The organism is Martelella mediterranea (assembly GCF_021021415.1).
Lineage (GTDB): Bacteria > Pseudomonadota > Alphaproteobacteria > Rhizobiales > Rhizobiaceae > Martelella > Martelella mediterranea_C.
On the sequence record NZ_JAINWJ010000028.1, the window covers coordinates 1 to 23,469 of the forward strand.

Annotated in this window: 22 protein-coding genes; 18 read left to right on the top strand and 4 right to left on the bottom strand. The window is 61.3% G+C overall.

The genetic code is table 11. The features are described 5' to 3' along the window. The first annotated feature begins 139 nt into the window (after nucleotides 1-139). The 13 genes from K7H91_RS16045 to K7H91_RS16105 all read left to right on the top strand — a co-directional run bounded on the left by K7H91_RS16045 (nucleotide 140) and on the right by K7H91_RS16105 (nucleotide 13,989). Nucleotides 140-1,060: a calcium/sodium antiporter gene (locus K7H91_RS16045; RefSeq protein ID WP_018062982.1), complete on the top strand. Its 921-nt coding sequence runs from the start codon at nucleotides 140-142 to the stop codon at nucleotides 1,058-1,060. Nucleotides 1,061-1,110: 50 nt separating this feature from the next. Beyond that, nucleotides 1,111-1,866 carry a siderophore-interacting protein gene (locus K7H91_RS16050; RefSeq protein ID WP_269066300.1) on the top strand — a complete coding sequence of 252 codons (756 nt, stop codon included), beginning with the start codon at nucleotides 1,111-1,113 and terminating at the stop codon, nucleotides 1,864-1,866. Between the two features lie 1,400 nt (nucleotides 1,867-3,266). After that, complete coding sequence (gene rpsF / locus K7H91_RS16055) at nucleotides 3,267-3,680, top strand: 30S ribosomal protein S6 (RefSeq protein WP_230721273.1); 414 nt, start codon at nucleotides 3,267-3,269, stop codon at nucleotides 3,678-3,680. Nucleotides 3,681-3,703: 23 nt separating this feature from the next. Then, nucleotides 3,704-3,952 carry a 30S ribosomal protein S18 gene (rpsR, locus tag K7H91_RS16060; protein WP_018062978.1) on the top strand — a complete coding sequence of 83 codons (249 nt, stop codon included), beginning with the start codon at nucleotides 3,704-3,706 and terminating at the stop codon, nucleotides 3,950-3,952. Between the two features lie 368 nt (nucleotides 3,953-4,320). Continuing rightward, the gene (locus K7H91_RS16065) at nucleotides 4,321-5,310 is read left to right on the top strand and encodes a DUF2232 domain-containing protein (RefSeq protein ID WP_230721274.1); all 990 of its coding nucleotides are present in this window, start codon (nucleotides 4,321-4,323) and stop codon (nucleotides 5,308-5,310) included. After that, nucleotides 5,301-5,927 carry a 50S ribosomal protein L9 gene (gene rplI, locus K7H91_RS16070; RefSeq protein ID WP_230721275.1) on the top strand — a complete coding sequence of 209 codons (627 nt, stop codon included), beginning with the start codon at nucleotides 5,301-5,303 and terminating at the stop codon, nucleotides 5,925-5,927. The genes K7H91_RS16065 and rplI overlap by 10 nt, the downstream gene beginning before the upstream one ends. 380 nt (nucleotides 5,928-6,307) lie before the next feature. Continuing rightward, nucleotides 6,308-7,789: a replicative DNA helicase gene (locus K7H91_RS16075; protein ID WP_230721276.1), complete on the top strand. Its 1,482-nt coding sequence runs from the start codon at nucleotides 6,308-6,310 to the stop codon at nucleotides 7,787-7,789. 62 nt (nucleotides 7,790-7,851) lie between these two features. Then, nucleotides 7,852-9,018 (top strand): alanine racemase, encoded by a 1,167-nt coding sequence (gene alr, locus K7H91_RS16080; RefSeq protein ID WP_230721277.1) that lies wholly within the window; start codon nucleotides 7,852-7,854, stop codon nucleotides 9,016-9,018. A 24-nt stretch (nucleotides 9,019-9,042) separates the two neighbouring features. Beyond that, nucleotides 9,043-10,449, top strand: a complete 1,407-nt coding sequence (radA, locus tag K7H91_RS16085; RefSeq protein ID WP_230721278.1) for a DNA repair protein RadA — start codon at nucleotides 9,043-9,045, stop codon at nucleotides 10,447-10,449. Nucleotides 10,450-10,515: 66 nt separating this feature from the next. Beyond that, nucleotides 10,516-11,106: a CvpA family protein gene (locus K7H91_RS16090; protein ID WP_230721279.1), complete on the top strand. Its 591-nt coding sequence runs from the start codon at nucleotides 10,516-10,518 to the stop codon at nucleotides 11,104-11,106. A 53-nt stretch (nucleotides 11,107-11,159) separates the two neighbouring features. Next, on the top strand, nucleotides 11,160-12,650 hold the full coding sequence (gene purF, locus K7H91_RS16095; protein ID WP_230721280.1) for an amidophosphoribosyltransferase: 1,491 nt from the start codon (nucleotides 11,160-11,162) through the stop codon (nucleotides 12,648-12,650). Between the two features lie 20 nt (nucleotides 12,651-12,670). Further along, on the top strand, nucleotides 12,671-13,414 hold the full coding sequence (locus K7H91_RS16100; RefSeq protein ID WP_230721281.1) for an SDR family NAD(P)-dependent oxidoreductase: 744 nt from the start codon (nucleotides 12,671-12,673) through the stop codon (nucleotides 13,412-13,414). An 11-nt stretch (nucleotides 13,415-13,425) separates the two neighbouring features. Next, complete coding sequence (locus K7H91_RS16105; protein ID WP_230721282.1) at nucleotides 13,426-13,989, top strand: DUF1349 domain-containing protein; 564 nt, start codon at nucleotides 13,426-13,428, stop codon at nucleotides 13,987-13,989. Here K7H91_RS16105 and K7H91_RS16110 read toward each other — a convergent pair whose 3' ends face one another. The 3 genes from K7H91_RS16110 to K7H91_RS16120 all read right to left on the bottom strand — a co-directional run bounded on the left by K7H91_RS16110 (nucleotide 13,990) and on the right by K7H91_RS16120 (nucleotide 17,083). After that, complete coding sequence (locus tag K7H91_RS16110; RefSeq protein ID WP_230721283.1) at nucleotides 13,990-15,141, bottom strand: MFS transporter; 1,152 nt, start codon at nucleotides 15,139-15,141, stop codon at nucleotides 13,990-13,992. 208 nt (nucleotides 15,142-15,349) lie between these two features. Beyond that, on the bottom strand, nucleotides 15,350-16,054 hold the full coding sequence (locus K7H91_RS16115; protein ID WP_230721284.1) for an outer membrane protein: 705 nt from the start codon (nucleotides 16,052-16,054) through the stop codon (nucleotides 15,350-15,352). A 321-nt stretch (nucleotides 16,055-16,375) separates the two neighbouring features. Beyond that, nucleotides 16,376-17,083 (bottom strand): outer membrane protein, encoded by a 708-nt coding sequence (locus K7H91_RS16120; protein ID WP_230721285.1) that lies wholly within the window; start codon nucleotides 17,081-17,083, stop codon nucleotides 16,376-16,378. A gap of 400 nt (nucleotides 17,084-17,483) precedes the next feature. On the opposite strand from K7H91_RS16120, the gene cysS reads away from it, so the two are divergent. From cysS to rarD, 5 genes are all read left to right on the top strand, one after another. Continuing rightward, nucleotides 17,484-18,980, top strand: coding sequence for a cysteine--tRNA ligase (gene cysS, locus K7H91_RS16125; RefSeq protein ID WP_230721286.1), 1,497 nt, complete (start codon nucleotides 17,484-17,486; stop codon nucleotides 18,978-18,980). A gap of 199 nt (nucleotides 18,981-19,179) precedes the next feature. Further along, nucleotides 19,180-19,671 (top strand): GFA family protein, encoded by a 492-nt coding sequence (locus tag K7H91_RS16130; protein ID WP_230721287.1) that lies wholly within the window; start codon nucleotides 19,180-19,182, stop codon nucleotides 19,669-19,671. Further along, on the top strand, nucleotides 19,661-20,131 hold the full coding sequence (locus tag K7H91_RS16135) for a GFA family protein (RefSeq protein WP_230721288.1): 471 nt from the start codon (nucleotides 19,661-19,663) through the stop codon (nucleotides 20,129-20,131). Before K7H91_RS16130 ends, K7H91_RS16135 begins: the two co-directional genes overlap by 11 nt. Before the next feature lie 49 nt (nucleotides 20,132-20,180). Further along, on the top strand, nucleotides 20,181-21,800 hold the full coding sequence (cimA, locus tag K7H91_RS16140) for a citramalate synthase (RefSeq protein ID WP_230721289.1): 1,620 nt from the start codon (nucleotides 20,181-20,183) through the stop codon (nucleotides 21,798-21,800). Between the two features lie 102 nt (nucleotides 21,801-21,902). Then, nucleotides 21,903-22,829, top strand: a complete 927-nt coding sequence (gene rarD / locus K7H91_RS16145; protein ID WP_230721290.1) for an EamA family transporter RarD — start codon at nucleotides 21,903-21,905, stop codon at nucleotides 22,827-22,829. Nucleotides 22,830-22,835: 6 nt separating this feature from the next. On the opposite strand, the gene K7H91_RS16150 is transcribed toward rarD, so the two are convergent. Then, complete coding sequence (locus K7H91_RS16150) at nucleotides 22,836-23,456, bottom strand: TIGR00730 family Rossman fold protein (protein ID WP_230721291.1); 621 nt, start codon at nucleotides 23,454-23,456, stop codon at nucleotides 22,836-22,838. Nucleotides 23,457-23,469: the final 13 nt, after the last annotated feature.

Consider the following 23,469-nt stretch of genomic DNA (forward strand, 5'->3'; position numbering starts at 1 on the left):
CGACGCGGTGCGCAGCAATTTCGCCCAGATCGCGGCACTTCTCCCGCCCAATTTCCGCGCCAACAGCATTGTCTCTTGCGCGTAAGCCCCCATATCCCATCCGAATGCCGGCGACGCCCGGCCAGAATGGGGACTTGCATTGGATTTTCTTTATATCGCGCTCGGTCTAATCGGGCTTTACTTCGGGGCGGAATGGCTGGTTTCAGGCGCGGTTGCGACCGCGCGGCGGATGGGGATATCGCCGCTGGTGGCCTCGCTGGTGATCGTCGGTTTCGGCACCTCGCTGCCGGAGCTTCTGGTTTCCGTCCGCGCCGCGCTCACCGGCTCGCCGGGCATCGCGCTTGGCAATGTGGTCGGCTCCAACATCGCCAATATCCTGCTGATCGTCGGCGCCGCGGCAGTGATCTTCCCGATTTCCGCCTGGGACAGGAATGTGCGCCGCGATGCCATCGCCATGACGGCCTCCGCCGTGCTGCTGCTGCTGCTGGTGCAGTTTGACGTGATCGGCAGGCTCGCAGGCGTCGTGCTACTGGCGCTGCTCGCGCTCTACCTTTTCAGAACCTATCGCTTCGCCGCCGCCGCGGACACCGCGCCGGAACTGCCGGCCGATGGCGCGATGCCGGTGTGGAAGATGACGGTGCTGATCGTCGCGGGGCTCATCCTGCTGATCATCGGCGCGGAACTGCTGATCCGCGGCGCGACCGAGCTTGCCGCCCATTTCGGCATATCGGACGCGGTGGTGGGGCTGACGGTCGTCGCGCTCGGCACCAGCCTGCCGGAACTCGCCACCGCCGTCGTCGCCGCCCTCAAGCGCCACTCGGACGTCGCGATCGGCAATGTCACCGGCTCTTGCATCTTCAACGTGCTGTGCATCATCGGCGCCACCGCCGTGATCGCGCCGCTGCCCGTGCCGGAGGGCTTCGCGACCTTCGACGTGCCGGTGATGCTGGCCGCGACCGTGTTCTTCGCCCTGATGCTGTTCTTCGCCCCGAAATTCCACCGGGCGACGGGGGCGGCGATGCTGGCGGCCTATGCGGCGTATATCTGGGCGCTGGTATAGGCCTCGCGCGGGACATTGCCAAACTGGACTAAAATAGTCATATTAAATCCATGAACAAACGACCGGAACCGAAGCGCTTTGAGGTCATCTCAACGGCGCAAATCACCCCGAACATGCGCCGCGTTTCCCTTGGCGGGCCGGCCATGGCGCAGTTTCCCCTTCAGCAGGACGGCGGCTATGTGAAGCTGATGCTGCCCGGCCCGGATGAAAAGCCGCTTGTGCGCACCTACACGATCCGCCGCCAGACGGCGGACGCCCTCGACATCGATTTCGCGCTCCACGGCGACCACGGCAGCGGCGGACCGGCCGTGTCTTGGGCGCAGACCGTAAAGCCCGGCGAGACGATCACCGTCGGCGGACCGGGACCGGCCAAGCCGCTTGCGCCCGGCGCCGACTGGTATCTCGTCCTCGGCGACATGACCGCGCTCCCCGCCGTCGCCGTCAATCTGGAGGCGCTGCCCGAGGATGCCGTCGGCGACGCGGTGATCGAGATCCAGAGCGAAGCGGACCGCCAGGACCTCCCCCACCCCGATGGCGTCACCCTGCACTGGCGCATCAACCCCGACCCCGGCCATCACCCGCAAAAATTCGAAACCTTCGTCCGCGCGCTCCCTTGGCGAACCGGCCGCGTCTACGCCTGGTGCGCCGCCGAATTCGAAACCATGCGCCGTGTGCGGGCGTATCTGAGGCAGGAACGTGGGCTTGGGCCGGATCAGCTCTATATTTCCAGCTACTGGAAACAGGGGCTCGGGGAGGATCAGCACCGGGTGGTGAAGCGGGCGGATGCGGAGACGGTGGCGGGTTGAGAGAAGCCGCTCTGACGCGAGCTTTGCAGGGATCGTCAGTATCGCAAGGCAATGATATGTCCTCTTTGGGAGAGGCTTGGTCGTGATGCTCGCATAAAATCAATGTCTGTTCCGTTGCCAGAGATGGCACAACCGGGGCCGTCAGCGGAATGGCTGCTCGTAGAGTGGGACAATGAATTAGCCGCCATCATCGACAAATTCTTCTGTTGAAACATCCGGCCCAGGTCTGCCTCTCAATGTCGCACTCTAAACTCACGGATACGGCGTTCAGGCTCTCACTAGCGGCACAGGCTTCGTCCCTTCAGGTGTGCTATCGGTATTGAAAGCCAGTTTTGGGGGCTTCCCAAATGGCCGTGACCTATCAAAGCATCGTCTGTTGCTTGCAGGTATTATACAAAGATATCCCTTGCGACTCAGCACGGCTCGCTGGTCTCGTCAAAACCTGTTGAGGAACTGACAATCAGGATCGTGAAATTCGCTTGAAGGTGGTATATTCTTCTTAGAATCGTGTTCTTATTATGAACTTTACTCTCAACAATGAAGCGCCGGTTTAATATATATGGGCGGATATATTTTAAAAAAGATGGCATTTATGAGAATAAGCAGAATTTTAATTATGAAAAATATTCAGTATAATGCTAAATTTGGAATATGGTCAAGTATACCTTTGGCTGTTATTAGCATTTTTGTTTTTTCATTTTGCTATATAATACCGTTATGGTTTTTTGATAGTTTTTTTGACAACGAAAATTATATATATTTTGGTATCGTAATTGGATTTTTTCTATCGTTTCCCTTTTTTTCAGTTTTCTGGGCTTCGGCTAATATGGCCAACGAAGATTGGCAGAATTTGTTTGGCCTACATCACATTCGCAAACGCTCAAGACACTGTGTTCGAGATGAAATCGCTCGACTTGTTGGTCTGGATGACGGGGTATCGAAATAAAAAGCAGAACGCATGTAGTGAACCGCCCAGATTTTCTGGAGACCGCCGGTGCCCGAGTTTTGCGCCGTTCGAACACGACGCGCGACAACATAAAAATTTGGCGATCAGTTTTTGTATTCGTCTGCTTTCAAGACCTGTTCGGGGCCCCTTTAACAACCAAAATGGGGCGCGCAAAGCTGCCTCCCCTCCACCATCAGCCCCCACCCCTTGCATTCCGCCCGAAAATCCGTATAAGCCGCTCATCCAAAGGTCCGGTCTTCAGGCTGGTGGCTGAACGGAGGGCTGTTTTCGCTGTGGCGGAAATGCCTGGCGCGGTAAAAGCGCCTGCCTCCCGTGTCGCCGCTCTCGACCGTCTCGTCTAACGCTTTTCTTGCCGGGGTTTCCCCTCAGGAGCAGTCGTTGAGGCTTAGCCGCCGAATTCCGGGTCCTGGAAACGCAAGAAAGGCAAATATCAATGGCACTTTACGAACACGTGTTCCTGGCCCGCCAGGACATCACGGCCCAGCAGGTTGACGCCATCGTCGAGCAGTACAAGGGACTGATCGAGGAAAACGGCGGCAAGGTCGGCCGTATCGAAAACTGGGGCCTGAAGTCCCTCACCTACCGCATCAAGAAGAACCGCAAGGCGCATTACGCGCTGATGGACATCGATGCACCGGCTGCCGCGATCCACGAGATGGAACGCCAGATGCGCATCAATGAAGACATCCTGCGCTACATGACCATCAAGGTCGAAGCGCATGAGGAAGGTCCGTCGGCCATGATGCAGAAGCGCGACCGCGACGACCGTCCCCGCCGTGATGGCGGACGCGACGGCGGCCGCGACAACCGCGGCGGCGATCGCGGCGAACGCCGCCCGCGCTTCTGATCGTAAGATAAAGGATAATCACAATGGTAGCCATCGCTTCTATCCCGACGCGTCGCCCGTTCAACCGCCGTCGCAAGACCTGCCCGTTCTCCGGCGCCAACGCTCCGAAGATCGATTACAAGGACGTGCGTCTGCTGCAGCGTTACATTTCCGAACGCGGCAAGATCGTGCCTTCGCGCATCACCGCCGTCAGCCAGAAGAAGCAGCGTGAACTGGCCCGCGCCATCAAGCGCGCCCGCTTCCTCGGCCTTCTGCCCTACGTCGTTTCGTAAGGTTCGGCTTTAAGGTTTTGGCGGGCGGGGTCCGCTTCAATACTCCCCGCCCGCCACACGCTCCGTGTCATCCTCGGGCTTGACCCGAGGATCCAGGCGGGTTTTCCCGAGTGGCATGGATGCTCGGGTCAAGCCCGAGCATGACGCATGAGAGGAAGGCGGGCTTTGCCGGAAATCCGGCAAGGGTTCACCCCTCTCTGTCGCTTTCGCAACATCTCTCCCTCAAGGGGAGAGATTGATCGGAAAGCGGCGAAACTGGAGGGCAACCTCCGTCAGGCTCCGGCGCGGTGGGCGCGCAGCAGCCGAAAAACTGAACCCAGGTTGGGAAACGTGGCTTTCCCTAACTGCTTGAACGGCAGGACAGCGAGATGAAGACGCTTAACGCAAGAACATTGCTGATCGGTGCGCTTTCCGGCGTCGCGGCCTTTGCGCTCGCCTATGCCGCCGGCGTGACCGTGCTGTTTTCGACGCTGCTTGCCGCCGCCTCCGCCCTTCCCATCCTGATTGCCGGCCTCGGCTATGGGCTCGTGCCCGCGATCGTCGGCATCGTGGTTGCCGGCGCGCTTGGCCTTGCGCTCGCCTCGCCCTTCTTCGCGCTCTATACGCTCGCCGTCACGCTGATCCCGGCCGGCTGGCTCAGCCATCTCGGCAACCTCGCCCGCCCGGCCTCCGAGATCGGCGGGCCGGACGGCCAGATGGCGTGGTATCCGCTCGCCGACATCATGATGCATCTCTGCGCCGCCGTGACGCTGGCGCTGATCGTCGTCGGCGCGGTCGCGGGCTACGGTCCCGACACCACCGGCCAGGTGATCGACGCCGTCATCGACGCGCTGAACTCCGAGAACCCCGAGCTTGCCCTGGAGCCGGTGCTGATCGCGCAGTACAAGGCGATGTTTGCCGTGCTGTTGCCGATGGTGCAGGGCGCGACCTCGGTGATCCTGCTGTTCGTCGCCTTCCATTTCGCCAGCCGCATCGCCATCGCCTCGGGCCTCTCCAACCGCCCGCGCGAGGATGTGGCCGTGGCGCTGCGGATGAACACCAACGCGATCTTCGTGTTCCTGGCCGCGCTGGTTGTGACGTTCTTCTTCGGCGGCCCGATCGGCCTGATTGGTGCTGCCTGCCTCGGCGCCTTCGGCGGCGGGTTCCTGCTTTCCGGCCTTGCCCGCATGCATTTTGCCGCCCGCGGCAAAAGCTGGGCCGTGCCGGTGATTATTCTCTCCTACCTCTCGCTGATCTTTACCTTCCCGGCCCTGGTGTTCGTCGTCATGGGCCTTCTCGACACGCGCCGGGCGATCGCTCTTTCACCGGGCGCGCCCACCAACAATGATGATGATGAAAGGAATGAACCATGGACGTAATCCTGCTTGAACGCATCGCCAAGCTTGGCCAGATGGGCGAAACCGTAAAGGTTCGCGACGGCTATGCGCGTAACTATCTGCTGCCGACCGGCCGTGCGCTGCGCGCCAACGCCGCCAACAAGGCCCGTTTCGAGGCCGAGCGCGCGGTGCTCGAAGCCCGCAACCTCGAGCGCAAGAACGAAGCCCAGAAGGTTGCCGACGTGCTGGAAGGCAAGTCCTTCATCGCCGTGCGCGCCGCCGGCGAAACCGGCCAGCTCTACGGCTCGGTCGCCGCCCGCGACGTCGTTGAAATCCTCGCCGAAGAGGGCTTCAATGTCGGCCGCAACCAGGTCGAACTGCATGCCCCGATCAAGACCGTCGGCCTGCACAATGTCGAGCTGCACCTGCACGCCGAAGTCGAGATCACCATCGAGCTGAACGTCGCCCGCACCAAGGAAGAAGCCGAGCGCCAGGCCAAGGGTGAAGACCTCACCTCCGCCGATGCGATCTACGGCGTCGACGAGGACGCGCTGCGCCCGGAAGACTTCTTCAACCCCGATGCCGATTACGATCTGGACGAGGAAGCCGAAGAAGCCCCGGAAGCCTCCGAGGAAGCCGGCGAAGACGAAGACAAGTAAGGCTTTTGGCCTTGGCGGATTCAGATGCAGATGCCTGGCCTCTCGCAAGGCCGGGCATTTTTCTTTTGGAATAGCCCCATGGCTCCAATCTCCCCCCTTGAGGGGGAGATAGACCGCGCGGCACTTCCTCGCGACCACGTGAGCGCTGTGGACTGCACCCATGCACTGCATTTGGCTTTAGCCGCGCGCGATGTATAATCGGCGTCATCATGTCAAGGCGTTAACGCGACTCAGTACCTGCTGCCGGGCACGTTATTTTTTCGACCTGTGGAAAGCGGGTAGACTGGGGAGCGTTCGATGCGATCGCGGGAATGTCTACGCGACTCACTGACGATCATCTATGCTTCGCCAAACCAGTCGGGAACCTCCGGAAAGCCACCATGAACGATCTTGCGCCATCCTTCCAAGCCGCCGCACCGCAACGCGAAGCGCCGAACAATCTGGAAGTCGAGCAGGCGCTGCTGGGCGCGATCCTGGTCAACAACTCGGCCTTCTACCGGGTTTCGGACTTTCTGAAGCCCGAGCATTTCTACGAGCCGCTCCATCGAAAGATCTACGAGCTTGCCGGCGATACGATCCGCATGGACAAGATCGCCAATACGATCACGCTCAAGACCCACCTGCCCGCCAACGTCAAGGTCGGCGACTTGACGGTGGCGCAGTATCTGGCCCGCCTTGCGGCGGAAGCCGTGACCATCATCAATGCCGAGGATTACGGCCGCACGATCTACGATCTCGCGATCCGCCGCCAGTTGATCGAGATCGGCGAGGACGTGGTCAACACCGCCTATGACGCGCCGATCGACATGCCGCCGTCCGAACAGATCGAGGAGACCGAGCGCAAGCTGTTCGCGCTCGCCGAGACCGGCCGTTACGAGGGCGGATTCCAGACCTTCGAGAATGCGGTATCGATCGCGATCGACATGGCCGGCAAGGCGTTCGAGAGCGACGGCCATCTCTCCGGCATCTCCACCGGGCTCGCCACGCTGGACGCCAAGATGGGCGGGCTGCAGCGCTCCGACCTGATCATCCTCGCCGGCCGTCCCGGCATGGGCAAGACCTCGCTCGCCACCAATATCGCCTGGAACGTCGCCTCGTCCTATGAGCCCGAAGTGCTGCCCGACGGCACGATCGAGGCCAAGCAGGGCGGCGTCGTCGCCTTCTACTCGCTGGAAATGTCCGGCGAGCAGCTCGCCACCCGTATCATTTCCGAGCAGACCGAGGTCTCATCCTCGAAGATCCGCCGCGGCGATATCACCGAGGCCGATTTCGACAAGCTGGTGGCCTGCTCGCAGACCATGCAGAAGGTGCCGCTCTATATCGACCAGACCGGCGGCATCTCGATCGCCCAGCTTTCCGCGCGCGCAAGGCGGCTGAAGCGCCAGCGCGGGCTCGATGTGCTGGTGGTCGACTATGTGCAGCTGATGACCGGCTCGAAGAAATCCGGCGAGAACCGCGTGCAGGAGGTGACCGAGATCACCACCGGCCTGAAGGCGCTCGCCAAGGAACTGAACGTGCCGATCATCGCGCTCTCCCAGCTTTCCCGACAGGTGGAAAACCGCGAGGACAAGCGCCCGCAGCTTTCCGACCTTCGCGAATCGGGCTCGATCGAGCAGGACGCCGACGTGGTGCTGTTCGTCTACCGCGAGGAGTACTACGTCCAGAACCTCGAGCCGCGCGACCCGGACGATCCCGCCTATGACGAGTGGAAGATGAAATACGACAAGGTCAAGGGCACCGCGGACGTGATCATCGCCAAGCAGCGTCACGGACCGACCGGCACGGCCAACCTCGCCTTCCAGGCGGCCTATACCCGCTTTGCCGATCTGGCGGATCCATCCTATTCAAGTTTTGACGAATAATTCTGTGTCAGACGCGATAAACGCGCTATACATGCCGTAACAACGCAACGAACGGCAGTTTCATGACTGAATATTCGAATGAATTCATGGAGACCGAAATCGGTTTCGATGCCGCCCCTGCCCGGCTGACGGTCGACCTGTCGGCGATCGTCAGCAATTGGCAGACCATGCGTGCGCTCTCCGGGGCGGCCCGCACCGGCGCGGTGGTCAAGGCGGATGGATACGGGCTCGGCATCGAGGATGTCGGCGAGGCGCTTTATGAAGCGGGCGCGGCGGATTTCTTCGTCGCGGTTCCCGAAGAGGGCGCGACCCTGCGCCGGTTCGCGCCAGACGCCCGCATCTTCGTGCTCTCCGGCATGTGGCCGGGAACGGAGGCCGTATTCTTCGAAAACGGTCTCGTGCCGGTGGTGGCGAGCGACGAGCAGCTTGCCTTCTTCTTCGCCGCGATCGCCGATTATGGCGACTACCCTTGCGCGCTGCAGGTCGACACCGGCTTCAACCGGCTCGGTCTTTCCCATGACGAGGCGCTGCGGCTGGTCGCCGATGACGCGCGGCCGGCAAGTTTTTCGCCGGTTCTGGTGCTCTCCCACCTCGCCTGCGGCGATGATGCAGCATCCCCGATGAACCGCGAGCAACTGGCGCGCTTCCGCGATGTCGCAAACGCCTTCGAGGGGGTTGAGGCCAGCCTTTCCGCCTCCGCCGGCATCCTGCTCGGCGACGACTATCATTTCGACCTGACCCGGCCGGGCATCGCGCTGTACGGCGGCGATTCGGCGCCGGGCGCATCGAAAAAGTTGCAACCGGCCGCCACCGCCGAGGCCCGAATCATCCAGACACGGTTTGCGAAGAAGGGCGAAAATGTCAGCTATGGCGCGACCCAGCAGCTTGACCGCGACAGCCGCCTCGCCATCGTTTCGGCGGGCTATGCCGATGGTTATCTGCGCGCCAAATCGGGCACCGGCGTGCCGCTGCGCGACGCCGTTCCCGCAGGCGGCATGGGCTTTATAGCCGGTCATCGCGTACCCATCCTCGGCCGCATCACCATGGATATGACAATTTTCGACATTACCGATCTGCCCGAAGGCGCGGTCAGGGCCGGCGATTATGTCGAGCTGTTCGGCCCCAATATCGCGCTGGACGACGCGGCGGCGGCGGCGGGCACGATCGGGTATGAATTGCTGACCTCCCTTGGCTTGCGCTATAACCGCCGTTATATCCAGCCGGACTGAAACCGCTCCCGAAAAGACGAGACCTTGGCCAAACCGAAAACCCAGTTCATCTGCCAGAATTGCGGATCGGTCACGCCGCGCTGGTCCGGGCGCTGCGATGCCTGTGGCGCGTGGAACACCATCGTTGAGGAAAATCCGACGGCCGGCATCGGCGGCGGGCCTGCCCGCTCCCCGAAGAAGGGCCGCCCGGTCGCCCTCGTGCCGCTGGATGGCGAAAGCGAGGAAGCGCCGCGCGTCCAGAGCCGGATTGCCGAACTCGACCGGGTGACCGGCGGCGGTTTCGTGCGCGGCTCTGCGGTGCTGGTCGGCGGCGATCCCGGTATCGGCAAGTCGACGCTGCTGATGCAGGCGGCCGCGGCTCTCTCGCGTCAGAACCAGCGTATCATCTATGTCTCCGGTGAAGAAGCGATCGCGCAGGTCAGGCTTCGGGCAAAACGGCTCGGCGCGGCCGACACAAAGGTGATGCTGGCCGCCGAAACCAATGTCGAGGACATTCTGGCAACGCTTGCCCACGGTGATCGCCCCGACCTCGTGATCATCGATTCGATCCAGACGCTCTGGTCCGACATGGCGGAAGCCGCCCCCGGCACGGTGACGCAGGTGCGCACCGGCGTGCAGGCGATGATCCGCTTCGCCAAGCAGACGGGCGCCGCCATGGTGCTGGTCGGCCACGTCACCAAGGAAGGCCAGATCGCCGGCCCCCGCGTGGTCGAGCACATGGTCGACGCCGTGCTGTATTTCGAGGGCGAGCGCGGCCATCACTACCGCATCCTGCGCACCGTCAAGAACCGCTTCGGCGCGACCGATGAGATCGGCGTGTTCGAAATGGGCGACAAGGGCCTGCGCGAGGTCGCCAATCCCTCCGAACTGTTTCTCGGCGAACGCAACGAGAAGGCCCCGGGCGCGGCTGTGTTCGCCGGCATGGAAGGCACCCGCCCGGTGTTGGTGGAAATTCAGGCGTTGGTCGCGCCCACCTCGCTCGGCACGCCGCGACGCGCGGTCGTCGGCTGGGATTCGGCGCGGCTTTCGATGATTCTCGCCGTGCTGGAAGCCCATTGCGGCGTCCGGCTCGGCAATCACGATGTCTATCTCAATGTCGCCGGCGGCTATCGCGTCACCGAGCCGGCCGCCGATCTCGCTGTGGCGGCGGCGCTGATTTCATCGCTGGCCGGCCTTGCCCTGCCCGCTGATTCTGTTTATTTCGGCGAAATCAGCCTGTCCGGCGCGATCAGACCCGTCGCCCACGCCGTTCAGCGACTGAAAGAAGCCGCAAAACTCGGCTTTTCCAGTGCCGTTCTTCCGGCCGGCACGGTTGAAATTGCAACAGTCACGGGAAACGGGTTAAAAGGATTCGAGACTCTACCGGAGCTTGTGGCGGAAATTGCAGGCGGCAAACGGTTGGAGCGCACGAATGACGACGGCGATTTTTGAGGTTTCCGGCGTCGATCCAACCAGAATCTGGCCGCAGGCAAGGCCGAAAGACGAGCGGAGCAATGAATGCCAGTGACCCTGTTTGACCTGATCGTCGTTTTGGTCGTTCTGTTTTCAGCGCTTCTGGCCATGGTCCGGGGTTTTTCCCGCGAGATCCTGGCGCTTCTGGCCTGGGGCCTGTCCGCCGTGATCGCCTATCTCGGCTACCCCTATCTTGCGCCAATGCTTCAAAACCTGCTGAGCGACCCGCGTCTGGCGATGGCCGGCGCCTTCGCCATTATTTTTCTGGTGGCGCTGCTGCTTCTTTCGCTGGTTACAACGCGATTTGCCGACTATATTATCGACAGTCGCGCCGGCGTGCTCGACCGTTCGCTGGGTTTCGTTTTCGGCCTCTTGCGCGGCGTTCTCATTCTGGCCGTCGCCGTCGCCTTCTGGAACTGGCTGGTCGGCGACGCGCAGAGCCCGGACTGGATCAGGAACGCGAAGTCCAAGCCGCTACTCGATATACTGGCCGACAAGCTCGAGGCTCTTCTGCCGGGCGGCGAAGAGATCGAAACCTATCTTGTGCCCGCGCAAGGCCGCGTGGTGGCCGAAATCGATGGTAAGACGATTGTGATCCTTCCGCCCGATGTACAGGCTTCGACCGAGACTATATAAGTCGATATGAATTTACAGCGGACCGCCCTGCCCCGCCTTATCCGGACCAGATGATGAGCACCAGTTTTGACGTGAGCGACGATTTCAGCATTGATGACGATACGCTGCATGAGGAATGCGGCGTATTCGGCATTCTGGGCCATCCCGATGCGGCCGCGCTCACCGCGCTCGGCCTGCATGCGCTTCAGCATCGCGGCCAGGAGGCGGCGGGCATCGTCTCCTATGACGGCCAGCAGTTCCGCTCCGAACGCCATCTCGGCCTCGTCGGCGACCACTTCACCGATCCCGCCATGCTGGAGAGCCTGAGCGGTTCGATGGCGATGGGCCATGTGCGCTATTCGACCACCGGCGGAACCGTGCTGCGCAACGTCCAGCCGCTGTTTGCCGAACTCGGCGTCGGCGGCATCGCGATCGCCCATAACGGCAATTTCACCAATGGTCTGTCGATGCGGCGCAAGCTGATCTCCGACGGCGCGATCTGTCAGTCGACCTCCGATACCGAGGTGGTGCTGCACCTCATCGCCCGTTCGCGCGCCAAGACCTCGTCCGACCGGTTCATCGATGCCATCGGCCAGATGGAAGGCGGCTATTCGATGATCGCGATGACCCGCACCAAGCTGATCGCCGCGCGCGACCCGACAGGCATCCGCCCGCTGGTGATGGGCGAGCTCGACGGCAAGCCGATCTTCTGTTCGGAAACCTGCGCGCTCGACATTATCGGCGCGAAATTCATCCGCGATGTCGAAAACGGCGAAGTGGTGATCTGCGAAGTCCAGCCCGACGGCTCGATCTCGATCGACAGCCGCAAGCCGGCGCTGAAACAGCCCGAACGGCTCTGCCTGTTCGAATATGTCTATTTCGCCCGCCCGGATTCGATCGTCGGCGGCCGCAATGTCTACCAGACCCGCAAGAATATGGGCTTCAACCTCGCCAAGGAAGCGCCGGTGGAAGCCGATGTCGTGGTGCCGGTGCCCGATGGCGGCACGCCGGCCGCGATCGGCTACGCCCAGGAAAGCGGCATTCCCTTCGAGCTCGGCATCATTCGCAACCACTATGTCGGCCGCACCTTCATCGAGCCGACCCAGCAGATCCGCGCCTTCGGCGTCAAGCTGAAACATTCGGCCAACAAGGCCGTGATTGCCGGGGCCCGCGTGGTGCTGATCGACGATTCGATCGTGCGCGGCACCACATCGGTGAAGATCGTGCAGATGCTGCGCGAGGCCGGCGCCAAGGAAGTGCATATCCGGGTCGCAAGCCCGATGATCTACTTTTCGGATTATTACGGCATCGACACGCCCGACCGCGACAAGCTGCTCGCCAACAATCACGAGACGCTGGCCGATATGTGCCGTTTCATCGGCGCGGATTCGCTGCAATTCCTGTCGCTCGACGGGCTTTACGAGGCAGTCGGCGGCCAGAAGCGCAACAACGCGCTGCCGCAGTTCACAGATCACCAGTTCACCGGAGATTACCCGACCCGTCTGCTCGACAAGGAGCATGAGGGCGAGTTCTCGAGAGTAGAGCTTCTGGCCGGCAACGGCTGAAAACACTTCCGGAGCATACCATGTCCAAACCACTCGAAGGGCGGCTGGCCGTCGTTACCGGCGCCTCCCGCGGCATTGGCTATTTTACCGCGTTGACGCTCGCAAGCGAAGGCGCGCATGTGATTGCCTGCGCGCGCACCGTCGGCGGGCTGGAAGAACTCGATGACGCGATCAAGGCCGATGGCAATGGTTCGGCAACGCTGGTGCCGATGGATCTTGCCGATATGGGCGCGATCGACCGGCTCGGCGGCTCGATCTTCAAGCGCTGGGGCAAGCTCGACATCATGGTCGCCAATGCCGGCGTGCTCGGCGTCGTCTCGCCGCTCGCCCATGTCGAAGCCAAGGTGTTCGAACAGGTCATGACCGTCAACGTGACCGCCACCTGGCGGCTGATCCGCTCGCTGGAACCATTGCTGACGCAGTCGGATGCCGGGCGCGCGGTGCTGCTCTCCTCGGGCGTCGCCCATACCTGCCGCCCGTTCTGGGGCCCCTATGCGGCGTCGAAGGCCGCCGTCGAGGCGCTGGCCCGCACCTGGGCCGGCGAAACCGCTCACACCGGACTCAAGGTCAACAGCGTCGATCCCGGCCGCACCCGCACCGCGATGCGCGCCCAGGCAGCACCCGGCGAGGATCCGATGACGCTGCCGCATCCAAGCGAGGTTGCGGCAAAGATCGTGGGACTGACGCGTGCGGATTTCACCGAAAGCGGCAAGCTCTACTCCGTCCGCGAGGATCGCCTCAAGGACTATCAGCTACCGCAATAAGGGCCCGGGCGATGCGCAAATGGCTGAACGAGCCGGCCGAGTGGTCCGCAGATGACGCATCGCTGACGCTCGTCACCGAAAAGGCGACCGATTTCTGGCGCGAGACGTTTTACGGCTTCACCCGTGACAGCGGCCACGCCTGGCTGGAACCGGTGACCGGCGATTTCTCCGCGAGCCTTACCGTCAGCGCCGATTATCAGGCGCTCTACGATCAGGCCGGGATCATGCTCAGGATCGACGAGACCTGTTGGATCAAGGCCGGGATCGAGTTCACGGACGGCCTGATGCATTTTTCGACGGTCGTGACCCGTGATGTCTCCGACTGGTCCGTGATCCCGCTTCATTCAGCAACGCCGGAAACCCCGGTTTCGATCCGCATCACCCGGCACGGCGATGCCGTTCGCGTGCAGTTTCATCTCGGCGATGGAAAATGGCAGATGGCGCGGCTCTGCCCCTTCCCGGCCGCCGATGCCCTTGTCGGCATGACCGCCTGCACACCGGAACGCGCCGGGCTGAAGGTCCGCTTCAGCGCCTTTGAGGTCGGGCCGCCGATCGCGCGGCAGCTTCACGACTGATCAGATCCGCCGGATGCGCCAGTTCAGAATGACCGCCACCACGACCAGGATGGCGGCCATCAGCGAAACCGCGCCGAAACCATCCGCCGCATAGAGCGCGCTCATCAGCAAAGGGCCGCAGAAGACGGCGATATAGGTCGCGGTGATATTGAAACCGATCAGAATGCCGCGCGCGGCGGGATTGCGCCCGGCCAGGCGCAGCACGGTGAGGTTCAACCCGAAATGGTTGAAGAAGCCCAGAGCGAGCGTCGCCAGCAGCGCCCCCCAGAAAGACTGCGTGGCAAGGGCCAGTACCAGATAGAGCACGCTGGAACATGCCAGGATATATGGAAACACTCGCGCCGGACCAAGGCGATCCACATGCCGCGCAGCAATGCCGCCAAGCCCGAAACCGATGCCATAGGTAAGGGCCGCCATACTGGCCGCCGAGGCGCTGATGCCCAACGTCTCGCGCATATGGTGGCCGAGCAGCGCATAGGCGCCGTAAAACGCACTCATGAAGCACAGGCAGGTGACCAGCAGGCTGCGGACCCCAGCAATGCGCAACACCTGAAGTCTGGCCGGCCCCTTTGCGCGGCCTGGTTCAAGGGGTCGGGAGGGGCGGAACATCGCGAAGACCCCGGCCTGCAGCGCGGCAATACCGCCGAGCGCGAAATAGGCGGTGCGCCAGTCCAGCATGTCGCTGAGCGCCGCGGAGAGCGGCACACCGAGCATGAGGGAAAGAGACCAGCCCGACAGCACGATGCCAAGAGACCGCGCGCCCTGACCTTCCGGCGCGATCCGCACCGCCTCCGAATAGATCGCCGGCAGCAGGATGCCCGTCGCCACGCCGACCAGCGCCTGACCGGCGGCGAGCCCCTGCCAGACCGGGGTCGCCGCCGAGCCGATAAAGCCGAGCGCCATCACGACAAAAGCCGCCGAAAACACCAGCCGCGCATCCGATCGGTCGATCACGCCCGAAAGAAAGAATGCCGAAAGGCCGGTCGCCCCGCCGAAAGCCGAGATCGACCATGTGATCGGAACGGCGCTGGTGTTCAGTGATGCGGCGACATCGCTCAGAATCGGGCTGAGGATGAACGAATTGGCGCCGATCAGAAAGACGCCGATAACCAACGCGGCAAGCCGCAGCCGGAATGTGAGCGGATTTGGCAAGGGAGGACCTGTGACAAGTGATTCACGAGCAAACATTATCGCCCGATCACTCTGCCACGCAACCCGCCCTCCGGCGCGGCTGCCAACCGTATTTCATCGGAAGGCCGGGATGATCAGGCAATCATTGTGATCCGCCTGATTATCCAGATCCTTCGGCGCACCGGGATTTTCGAGAACCGAATTCCGTTCTCCGCCCGACGCCCCTATCTTAGAACTTGTAGCCGAGACCGACCTTCACGACGCTCTGCGATGCATCCATGCTGAAATTGGGGTCCCAGCTGAAGCTCTTGTCGTATTTCGGAAAATCGCTGTACCGATACTCGATGCGACCAAACAGGTTGTCGTTGAAGGCATGTTCGATGCCCGCGCCTATGGTCCAGCCGAGAATGGCCTGTTCGCCGGTGTCGAGCGAATAAAGCGCAGTCGAGCCGACCACCTTGCCGCTGGCAACTTCGCCGCCCGCCGTGGCATAGATCAGGGTCCGGTCCATGGCGTAGCCGAGGCGGCCGCGCAGCGAACCGGCCCAGCCGCGCTCGAACTTGCCGACCGCCGGTTCCGGCGCGCCGCTGATAATCACCTGAACCGTCTGGTCGTCCGAATTGCCGAAGTAATCGACTTCGCCTTCCACACCGACGACGACATCGTTCGAGAGCTGGTAGTTGTAGCCGAAGAAGGCGCCGCCAACCCAGTTGTCGAAATCGAAACTGTTATCGACGAGGCGGTAGGTATCGGCATTGGCTTGCGTCCAGTGATAGCCGAAGTTCGCACCGAGATAGAAGCCAGTCCACGTAAAGCCCGGCTGCTCGACGATAACGACATCCTCGACGACCGGCGGCGTATAAACCACGTCGGCCGCCTGAGCACCGATGGCGGGCACGAACGCCGCCGCGAGAATTGAAATTCGCTTGATCATTTTATGCACCCCTGTTGCTCTTCCAGATTTAAAGGTAGAGCTCAGAGTGCATTAGTATAGTTTAAATTAGATTATTATTTTCGGAAAAGCAGATACTGGTACATAAAAAGCACACATAAATATCTATCTTATTGATTAACAAAAAGAAACTAGAAATTCTACCTTAAGTAAAACCGTTCTGATGTACTACTTTAAATCGATCTTTGTCTATACGAACGCGATCGCGGCGCAAATCTGTCGGGCCAGAGATGACGCCCGGCAGCAACAACCGGCAGGACGCGACCGCCCTGCACTTCCAGCCAATGCGAGGAGCGGTCAGGCCTAGAACTTGTAGCCAAGACCGGCTTTCAGCAGGCTCTGGCTTGCGCTTATACTGAAATTCGGATCCCAACTGAAACTGTGGTCGACCTTCGGATAATAGGAGTACCGATACTCCAGACGAGCGAACAGGTGATCTGTGAAGGCCTGTTCGATGCCCGCCCCGGCCGTCCAGCCGAACATGACCTTCTCACCGGTGTCCAGTGAATAGGTCAGCGCACTGCCGGTCACGCTGCCCGTGGCCACCTCGCCGCCGGCCGTGGCGTAGATCAGGGTCCGGTCCATGGCGTAGCCGAGCCTGCCCCTGACCGAACCGCCCCAGCCAAAGTCGAAATCGCCAGTCGCATTTTCAGGCACGCCGGCAATGATGACCTGGAGGTTCTCGCCGCTGACGCCGTCCGCATAGTCGAACTCACCCTCCATGCCGAGTACGATATTGTTTTCAAACTGGTAATTGCCCCCGAAGAAACCGCCGGCCAACCAGTTGTCGAGCTGGAGATCCCTATCCACCAGACGCCAGGTATCGACATCGGTGTCGGTCCAGTGATAGCCGGCCACCGCGCCGAGATAGAAACCGGTCCATTTGAAACCGTTTTGCTCGCTCACAGTGATTTCGTCGAGGACTGGCGCAGGCGCAATCACGACATCCGCAGCCTGAACTGCCACGGCCGAAAACAAGACCCCCGTGCAGATCATCACTTTCTTGAACATTGCAATTCCCCTTCTTCCTCATCCAAGAAACAACAAAAGCAATGTTCGTAGTTTATGGTTAATTATTTATTTATATTAGTTTTTGAACTTTGTGAAATTGGATATTATATACGTCTCTGTAAAATAATATTTATCATTGTATTATATATTATGAAGATTAAAATTACGGGATTCTTTCATATCTTCGAACTTACGAATCATGCCGACAGGCTTGACGCCCTGCGTCCTTCCCGGCATAACTCCGCGCATGAACACGGTCATCTGCACGATCTGCATCATTATTCGCTAGCGCTTCGCTGGCCGGCCGTTCTTGTCCTGAAAATCCATCCCAGACAAACGACCCGGCTCAGGGGCGTAAGCATGTGTTGCGATCGTCAATACGGATTTCGGGAGAGACGACATGGGCAATGCCCTCAGACTCTACAACACGCTGACCCGCGAGAAGCAGGCTTTCGAGCCGATCGATCCGGACAATGTGCGCATGTATGTCTGCGGACCGACAGTCTATGACTTCGCCCATATCGGCAATGCCCGCCCGGTGATCGTGTTCGACGTGCTCTACCGGCTGCTGCGCCATCTCTATGGCGAGGGTCACGTCACCTATGTGCGCAACATCACCGACGTCGATGACAAGATCAACGCGCGTGCCAAACGCGACTATCCCGATTTGCCGCTGAACGAGGCGATCCGCGCCGTCACCGAAAAGACCGCCGACCAGTTCCACAAGGATATCGCCGCACTTGGCGTGCTGCCGCCCACGGTCGAGCCGCGCGCGACCGACCATATCGAGGGCATGGTGGCGATGATCCAGACGCTATTGGACAAGGGCAATGCCTATGTCGCCGAAGGGCCGGAAGGCAAGGAGGTGCTGTTCGACGTGCCGTCCATGCCCGATTACGGCAGGCTGTCGCGCCGCAACCTCGAAGACCAGCAGGCCGGCGCCCGCATCGCCGTCGAAAGCCACAAGAAAAGCCCGGCCGATTTCGTGCTGTGGAAGGAGAGCGCCGCCGACGAGCCCGGCTGGGAGGGCCGGTTTACGCTCGACGGCCAGTCCATCGCGATCCACGGTCGTCCCGGCTGGCATATCGAATGCTCGGTGATGTCGGAAAAGCATCTCGGCGAGACCTTCGACATCCACGGCGGCGGCCTCGACCTGATCTTCCCCCACCACGAAAACGAAATCGCCCAGTCCTGCTCCGCCCACGGCAACCACGTGATGGCCAATGTCTGGATGCATAACGGATTCGTGCAGGTCGAGGGGCGGAAGATGGCGAAGTCCGAGGGCAATTTCGTGACGATCCATGATTTGCTGGAGACGCGCAAATTTGGTGATGTTCCGTGGAATGGTCAGGCCGTGCGTCTGGCAATGCTGACAACACACTATACTCAACCGATCGATTGGACTGTCGATCGTTTGGCAGCATCGTCAGCAAACCTCCATACGTTCGAGAGAATAATCCGAGAAGGATTGGGACTTCCTCCGGAAGGCCTAGAAATCGTGGCGGGGCTCGGTAACGGTCGTCCTTCTGCGAGGCTTCTGGAGTGCCTCGAGGATGATCTCAATACTCCGAGCGCTATCACACATCTTTCTGATCTCGTTCGAGAAGCCACACGCGGTGTTGGCAGGGGGCAAGAGCCTGCCCTAGCATTATTAAATGATCTGAACTTCTTGGGTCTCGACGTGTTGAGACATTCTTTTGATGAATTGAGCGCGTTTGACTCTCAAAAAGGAGATATCGACCGCAAAATCGCCGAGCGCCTCACCTTCATTCGCGACAAAAACTGGGCCGAAGCCGACCGTATCCGCGATGAACTCGCCTCTCAGGGAATCCAGCTAAAGGACTCAAAAGATAAGGAAACCGGCGAGCGCATGACCACATGGGAGGTGAAGCGGTGAACACTCTCACTGGTCTCTTCCTCTCATCAATCACGGTGCACCCTTTCGGCGTGTCATCCTCGGGCTTGACCCGAGCATCCAGGCAGCATTTTCCGAGTGGCCTGGATGCTCGGGTCAAGCCCGAGCATGACTCCGTGAGGGAGGGCACTATCCCCAGCAAGGCGCTGCCTGCCCCGACACTCATCCTGGGAGGTCGACCATGACGACCTTCTCCGGCGGGTGCCAGTGCGGCGCCGTTCGCTATCGCGTCGAGGGCGCGCTTGCGACGCCGCATCTGTGCCATTGTCGCATGTGTCAGAAGGCAGCCGGCAATTACTTCATGCCGCTGGCGAGTGCGGATAACTCGGCGTTTTCGCTGACGTGCGGCGCGCCGCGATGGTTCTTTTCGTCCGAATTCATCAAGCGCGGCTTCTGCGAGCAATGCGGCACGCCGCTGTTTTTCATGACCGACGGCGGCGACCGCATCTCGGTGACGCTTGGCAGTCTTGATGATCCCTCCGCAATTATTCCGGCAACGCAGGATGGCGTCGAGGGGCGTGTGTCGTTCTTCCATGCCCTGCCCGGCCTTCCCGAGCGGCACACCGACCGCTCCGACCTTCCCGGTGGAACCGCAGGCGTGGCCGGCAGCAGCCGTCAGCATCCCGACCATGACACCGACCATTGGCCGAAGGAGCGTGACCATGAGCGATGAACGCAGTTTTTCCGGCGGATGCCAGTGCGGCGCGGTGCGGTTTCGCGCGAGCCATCTCGGGAGACCGTCAATCTGTCACTGCCGGATGTGCCAAAAGGCGTTTGGCAATTTCTTCAGCGCGCTGGTGACCGCCGATTTCGCCCATCTGGTATGGACGCGCGGCAAGCCGAGCCTGTTCCGCTCCTCGAAAGGTTTCCTGCGCGGGTTCTGCGAAAAATGCGGCACGCCGCTGACCTATCAGTACAAGGAAGGCATCGAGCTCGCCATCGGCGCATTCGACGAGCCCGAGTATTTCGAGCCGCAGATCCAAGTCAACCACGATCATCGCCTGCCGTGGATCGACACGCTGTTCGAAAAGCCCGGACGCCCCCAGACCCTGGAGGAAAGCGAGATCGTCTCGCGCCAGCACCCCGACCACGACACCGACCAATGGCCGCCCGAAGACGGCCCGGACGCATAACAGACCCATAAGAATGGCCGCGAAGGCCCCAAGGGATGGAGACCCGACAATGTCAGACCGCGAACGCATCTACCTGTTCGACACAACCTTGCGCGATGGCCAGCAGACGCCGGGCGTCGATTTCTCGGTCGAGGACAAGATCGCCATTGCCAACATGCTCGACCATTTCGGCATTGATTATATCGAGGGCGGCTATCCCGGCGCAAACCCCACCGACACCGCCTTCTTCTCCAAGAGACGCACCGGCCGGGCCAAGATGACGGCCTTCGGCATGACCAAGCGCGCCGGCGTCTCGGCATCGAACGATCCAGGCCTCGCAGCGCTGATCGGCGCGGCGGGCGACGCGGTCTGTCTGGTCGCGAAAAGCTGGGACTATCACGTCAAGGTCGCGCTCGGCATCTCCAACGAGGACAATCTGGATTGCATCGCAGACAGCATTGCCGCCATCGCGGCCTCCGGCAAGGAAGCGCTGCTTGACTGCGAACACTTCTTCGATGGCTACAAGGCCAACCCCGCCTATGCGCTCGCCTGCGCCAAGGCCGCCTATGATTCCGGCGCGCGCTGGGTGGTGCTGTGCGACACCAATGGCGGCACGCAACCGGACGAGATCGCGGAGATCATCGCCGCCGTGATCGCAAGCGGCATTCCGGGCGAAAACCTCGGCATCCATGCGCATAACGATACCGGCCAGGCGGTCGCCAACTCGCTTGTCGCCGTCAACGCCGGCGTGCGCCAGGTGCAGGGCACGCTGAACGGCATCGGCGAGCGCTGCGGCAATGCCAACATCATCACCCTCGCCGCCACGCTGGCGCTGAAGGAGCGCTACAGCAGCCGTTTCGAACTCGGCATCGACGCCGAAGGGCTGACGGAAATCTCCGCCCTCTCCCACGGCTTCGACGAGCTGCTGAACCGCGCGCCCGATCCGCAGCTTCCCTATGTCGGCGCCTCGGCCTTCGCCACCAAGGCCGGCATTCACGCCTCGGCGCTTCTCAAGGATCCGAAGACCTATGAGCATGTCGATCCCGCAGCCGTCGGCAACAGCCGCCGGGTGATGGTGTCCGACCAGGGCGGAAAATCGAATTTCATCAACGAACTCAATCGCCTCGGCATTTCCGTTGCCAAAAACGATCCGCGCCTCGACAAGCTGATTGCGATCGTCAAGGAGCGCGAGGCCATGGGCTATGCCTATGAGGCCGCCGATGCCAGTTTCGAGCTTCTGGCGCTGCGCGAACTCGGTAGCGTGCCGGAGTTCTTCCGCGTCGACAGTTTCCGGGTGATGGTCGAACGGCGCTTCGACAGCCACGGGCGGGTGAAGACGGTATCCGAAGCCGTGGTCAAGCTCGAGATCGACGGCCGCAAGGTGATGTCGGTGTCGGAGGGCGACGGCCCGGTCAACGCGCTCGACAAGGCATTCCGCAAGGACCTCGGCAAGTTCCAGGGCGAGATCGCCGACCTCAAGCTTGCCGACTACAAGGTGCGCATCCTCAATGGCGGCACGGAGGCGATCACCCGCGTGCTGATCGAGAGCGTCGACGATGACGGTGTGCGGTGGTGGACGGTCGGCGTTTCCGAAAACATTATCGACGCCTCGTTCCAGGCGCTGATGGATTCGATCACCTTCAAGCTGATGAAAAACCGCAAGCTCGCCGGCCGCGCGGCCGCCGAATAGACGGTCGGTTCAATTCAATTGATGGTTTGATCGCAAGTTTCGTGTGGCGGCGGCGATGCCGAAGGTCTATTGCCTTTGGTCAAAAGACTTCAAGGAAACACCATGTCCGCCGAAATCACAGCCGCCCACGAAGCGCCGGCGCCGCAGGGCGATACCACCAAGGGTTTCGTCCTCGCCTTCATCGTCTTCATGATGTGGGGCGTGCTGCCGCTTTACATGAAGCTCGTCATCGACCTTCCGACAGACGAAATTCTGGCGCACCGGATCGTCTGGTCGCTGCCGTTCGCAGGCGCGATGGTCGCCTATTCCGGCCAGTCGCGCACCGTCACCGGCGTCCTGCGCAAGCCGAAGATGATGGGGCTTGTGCTGCTGTGCAGCCTGTTCATCACGCTCAACTGGGGCACCTATATCTATGCGGTCAGCACCGCCCAGACGGTGGACGCGGCCCTTGGTTATTTCATCAACCCGCTGTTTTCGATCGCGCTCGCGGCGTTGATCCTGCGCGAAAAGCTCGGGCGCGGACAGATGATCGCGGTCGCCCTCGCCTTCGCCGCGGTGGTCATCCTGACCGTGGAACTCGGCCGCCTGCCGCTGGTCGCCCTGGCGCTGCCGCTCAGTTTCGGGCTTTATGCGTTTCTGCACAAGGTCATGCCGGTGGAAGGCACCACCGCCTTCACGCTGGAAGCGATGGTGCTGAGCGGCCCCGCGCTCGGCTACATCATCTATCTGGAAGCGACGGGCGCCGGTCATTTCCTGCGCTCGCCGGTCACGGCGCTGCTGCTGATCGGTTGCGGCGCGGTCACTGCCATTCCGCTGCTGATCTATGCGAACGCGACCAAGCTGCTGCGTCTGTCGACCATCGGCATCATGCAGTATATCGCGCCGAGCGTGATCTTCCTGATCGCCGTGCTGATCTTCCGCGAGCCGCTGGAGCCGGCGAAACTCGCCGCCTTCGTACTGATCTGGGTGGCGCTGGTGATCTACACCGCGCCCATGGTCAGGCGCAGACGCAAGGCATCGGCTGAATAGCGATGCCTACATCTTACCGATGATCCGGGCGTCGCCGTCGTCGTCGGCCGTCTCCGCCCAGCCGGCCTCGATGGCGGGGATCATGTCCTCGACATTGGCGATGAGCTGCGGACGCACCTGATGGCTGGTGTGGAGGAATCCTTCCTTCAGCATATGATCGAGCAGCTCGATCATCGGCTGCCAGAACCCGCCGATATCGCCGAGAATCATCGGCTTGGTGTGGCGGCCGAGCTGTGCCCAGGTCATGATCTCGACGATCTCCTCAAGCGTGCCGATCCCGCCGGGAAGCGCCACGAAGGCGTCCGCCCGTTCGAACATGGTGTGCTTGCGCACATGCATGTTCGGCGTGATCATAAGCTCGTCGAGCGCCTCGAGCTGGTCTCGGGTCGCTTCCATGTCGACGAGGAATTCCGGGATGATGCCGAGCACGTGGCCGCCATTTTTCAGCACGCCCTCGGCGACGGCACCCATGATGCCCTTGGTTCCGCCGCCATAAACGAGGCCGTAGCCGGCGGCGGCGATCGCCTCGCCGAGCGCCTTGCCGGCGCGCATATATTCCGGCGCCGCGCCCGGCCTGGAGCCGCAATAGACGCAGATGCTGCGAATCGGTTTGTCTTGTTTTTTCATGACGTCAATCAAT

Coding starts and splice junctions, on each gene's coding strand:
- K7H91_RS16050 (WP_269066300.1), top strand. CDS start 1,111: ATGAACAAACGACCGGAACCGAAGCGCTTTGAGGTCATCTCAACGGCG.
- rpsF (WP_230721273.1), top strand. CDS start 3,267: ATGGCACTTTACGAACACGTGTTCCTGGCCCGCCAGGACATCACGGCC.
- rpsR (WP_018062978.1), top strand. CDS start 3,704: ATGGTAGCCATCGCTTCTATCCCGACGCGTCGCCCGTTCAACCGCCGT.
- K7H91_RS16065 (WP_230721274.1), top strand. CDS start 4,321: ATGAAGACGCTTAACGCAAGAACATTGCTGATCGGTGCGCTTTCCGGC.
- rplI (WP_230721275.1), top strand. CDS start 5,301: ATGGACGTAATCCTGCTTGAACGCATCGCCAAGCTTGGCCAGATGGGC.
- K7H91_RS16075 (WP_230721276.1), top strand. CDS start 6,308: ATGAACGATCTTGCGCCATCCTTCCAAGCCGCCGCACCGCAACGCGAA.
- alr (WP_230721277.1), top strand. CDS start 7,852: ATGACTGAATATTCGAATGAATTCATGGAGACCGAAATCGGTTTCGAT.
- K7H91_RS16090 (WP_230721279.1), top strand. CDS start 10,516: ATGCCAGTGACCCTGTTTGACCTGATCGTCGTTTTGGTCGTTCTGTTT.
- purF (WP_230721280.1), top strand. CDS start 11,160: ATGAGCACCAGTTTTGACGTGAGCGACGATTTCAGCATTGATGACGAT.
- K7H91_RS16100 (WP_230721281.1), top strand. CDS start 12,671: ATGTCCAAACCACTCGAAGGGCGGCTGGCCGTCGTTACCGGCGCCTCC.
- K7H91_RS16105 (WP_230721282.1), top strand. CDS start 13,426: ATGCGCAAATGGCTGAACGAGCCGGCCGAGTGGTCCGCAGATGACGCA.
- K7H91_RS16115 (WP_230721284.1), bottom strand. CDS start 16,054: ATGATCAAGCGAATTTCAATTCTCGCGGCGGCGTTCGTGCCCGCCATC.
- K7H91_RS16120 (WP_230721285.1), bottom strand. CDS start 17,083: ATGTTCAAGAAAGTGATGATCTGCACGGGGGTCTTGTTTTCGGCCGTG.
- cysS (WP_230721286.1), top strand. CDS start 17,484: ATGGGCAATGCCCTCAGACTCTACAACACGCTGACCCGCGAGAAGCAG.
- K7H91_RS16130 (WP_230721287.1), top strand. CDS start 19,180: ATGACGACCTTCTCCGGCGGGTGCCAGTGCGGCGCCGTTCGCTATCGC.
- K7H91_RS16135 (WP_230721288.1), top strand. CDS start 19,661: ATGAGCGATGAACGCAGTTTTTCCGGCGGATGCCAGTGCGGCGCGGTG.
- cimA (WP_230721289.1), top strand. CDS start 20,181: ATGTCAGACCGCGAACGCATCTACCTGTTCGACACAACCTTGCGCGAT.
- rarD (WP_230721290.1), top strand. CDS start 21,903: ATGTCCGCCGAAATCACAGCCGCCCACGAAGCGCCGGCGCCGCAGGGC.
- K7H91_RS16150 (WP_230721291.1), bottom strand. CDS start 23,456: ATGAAAAAACAAGACAAACCGATTCGCAGCATCTGCGTCTATTGCGGC.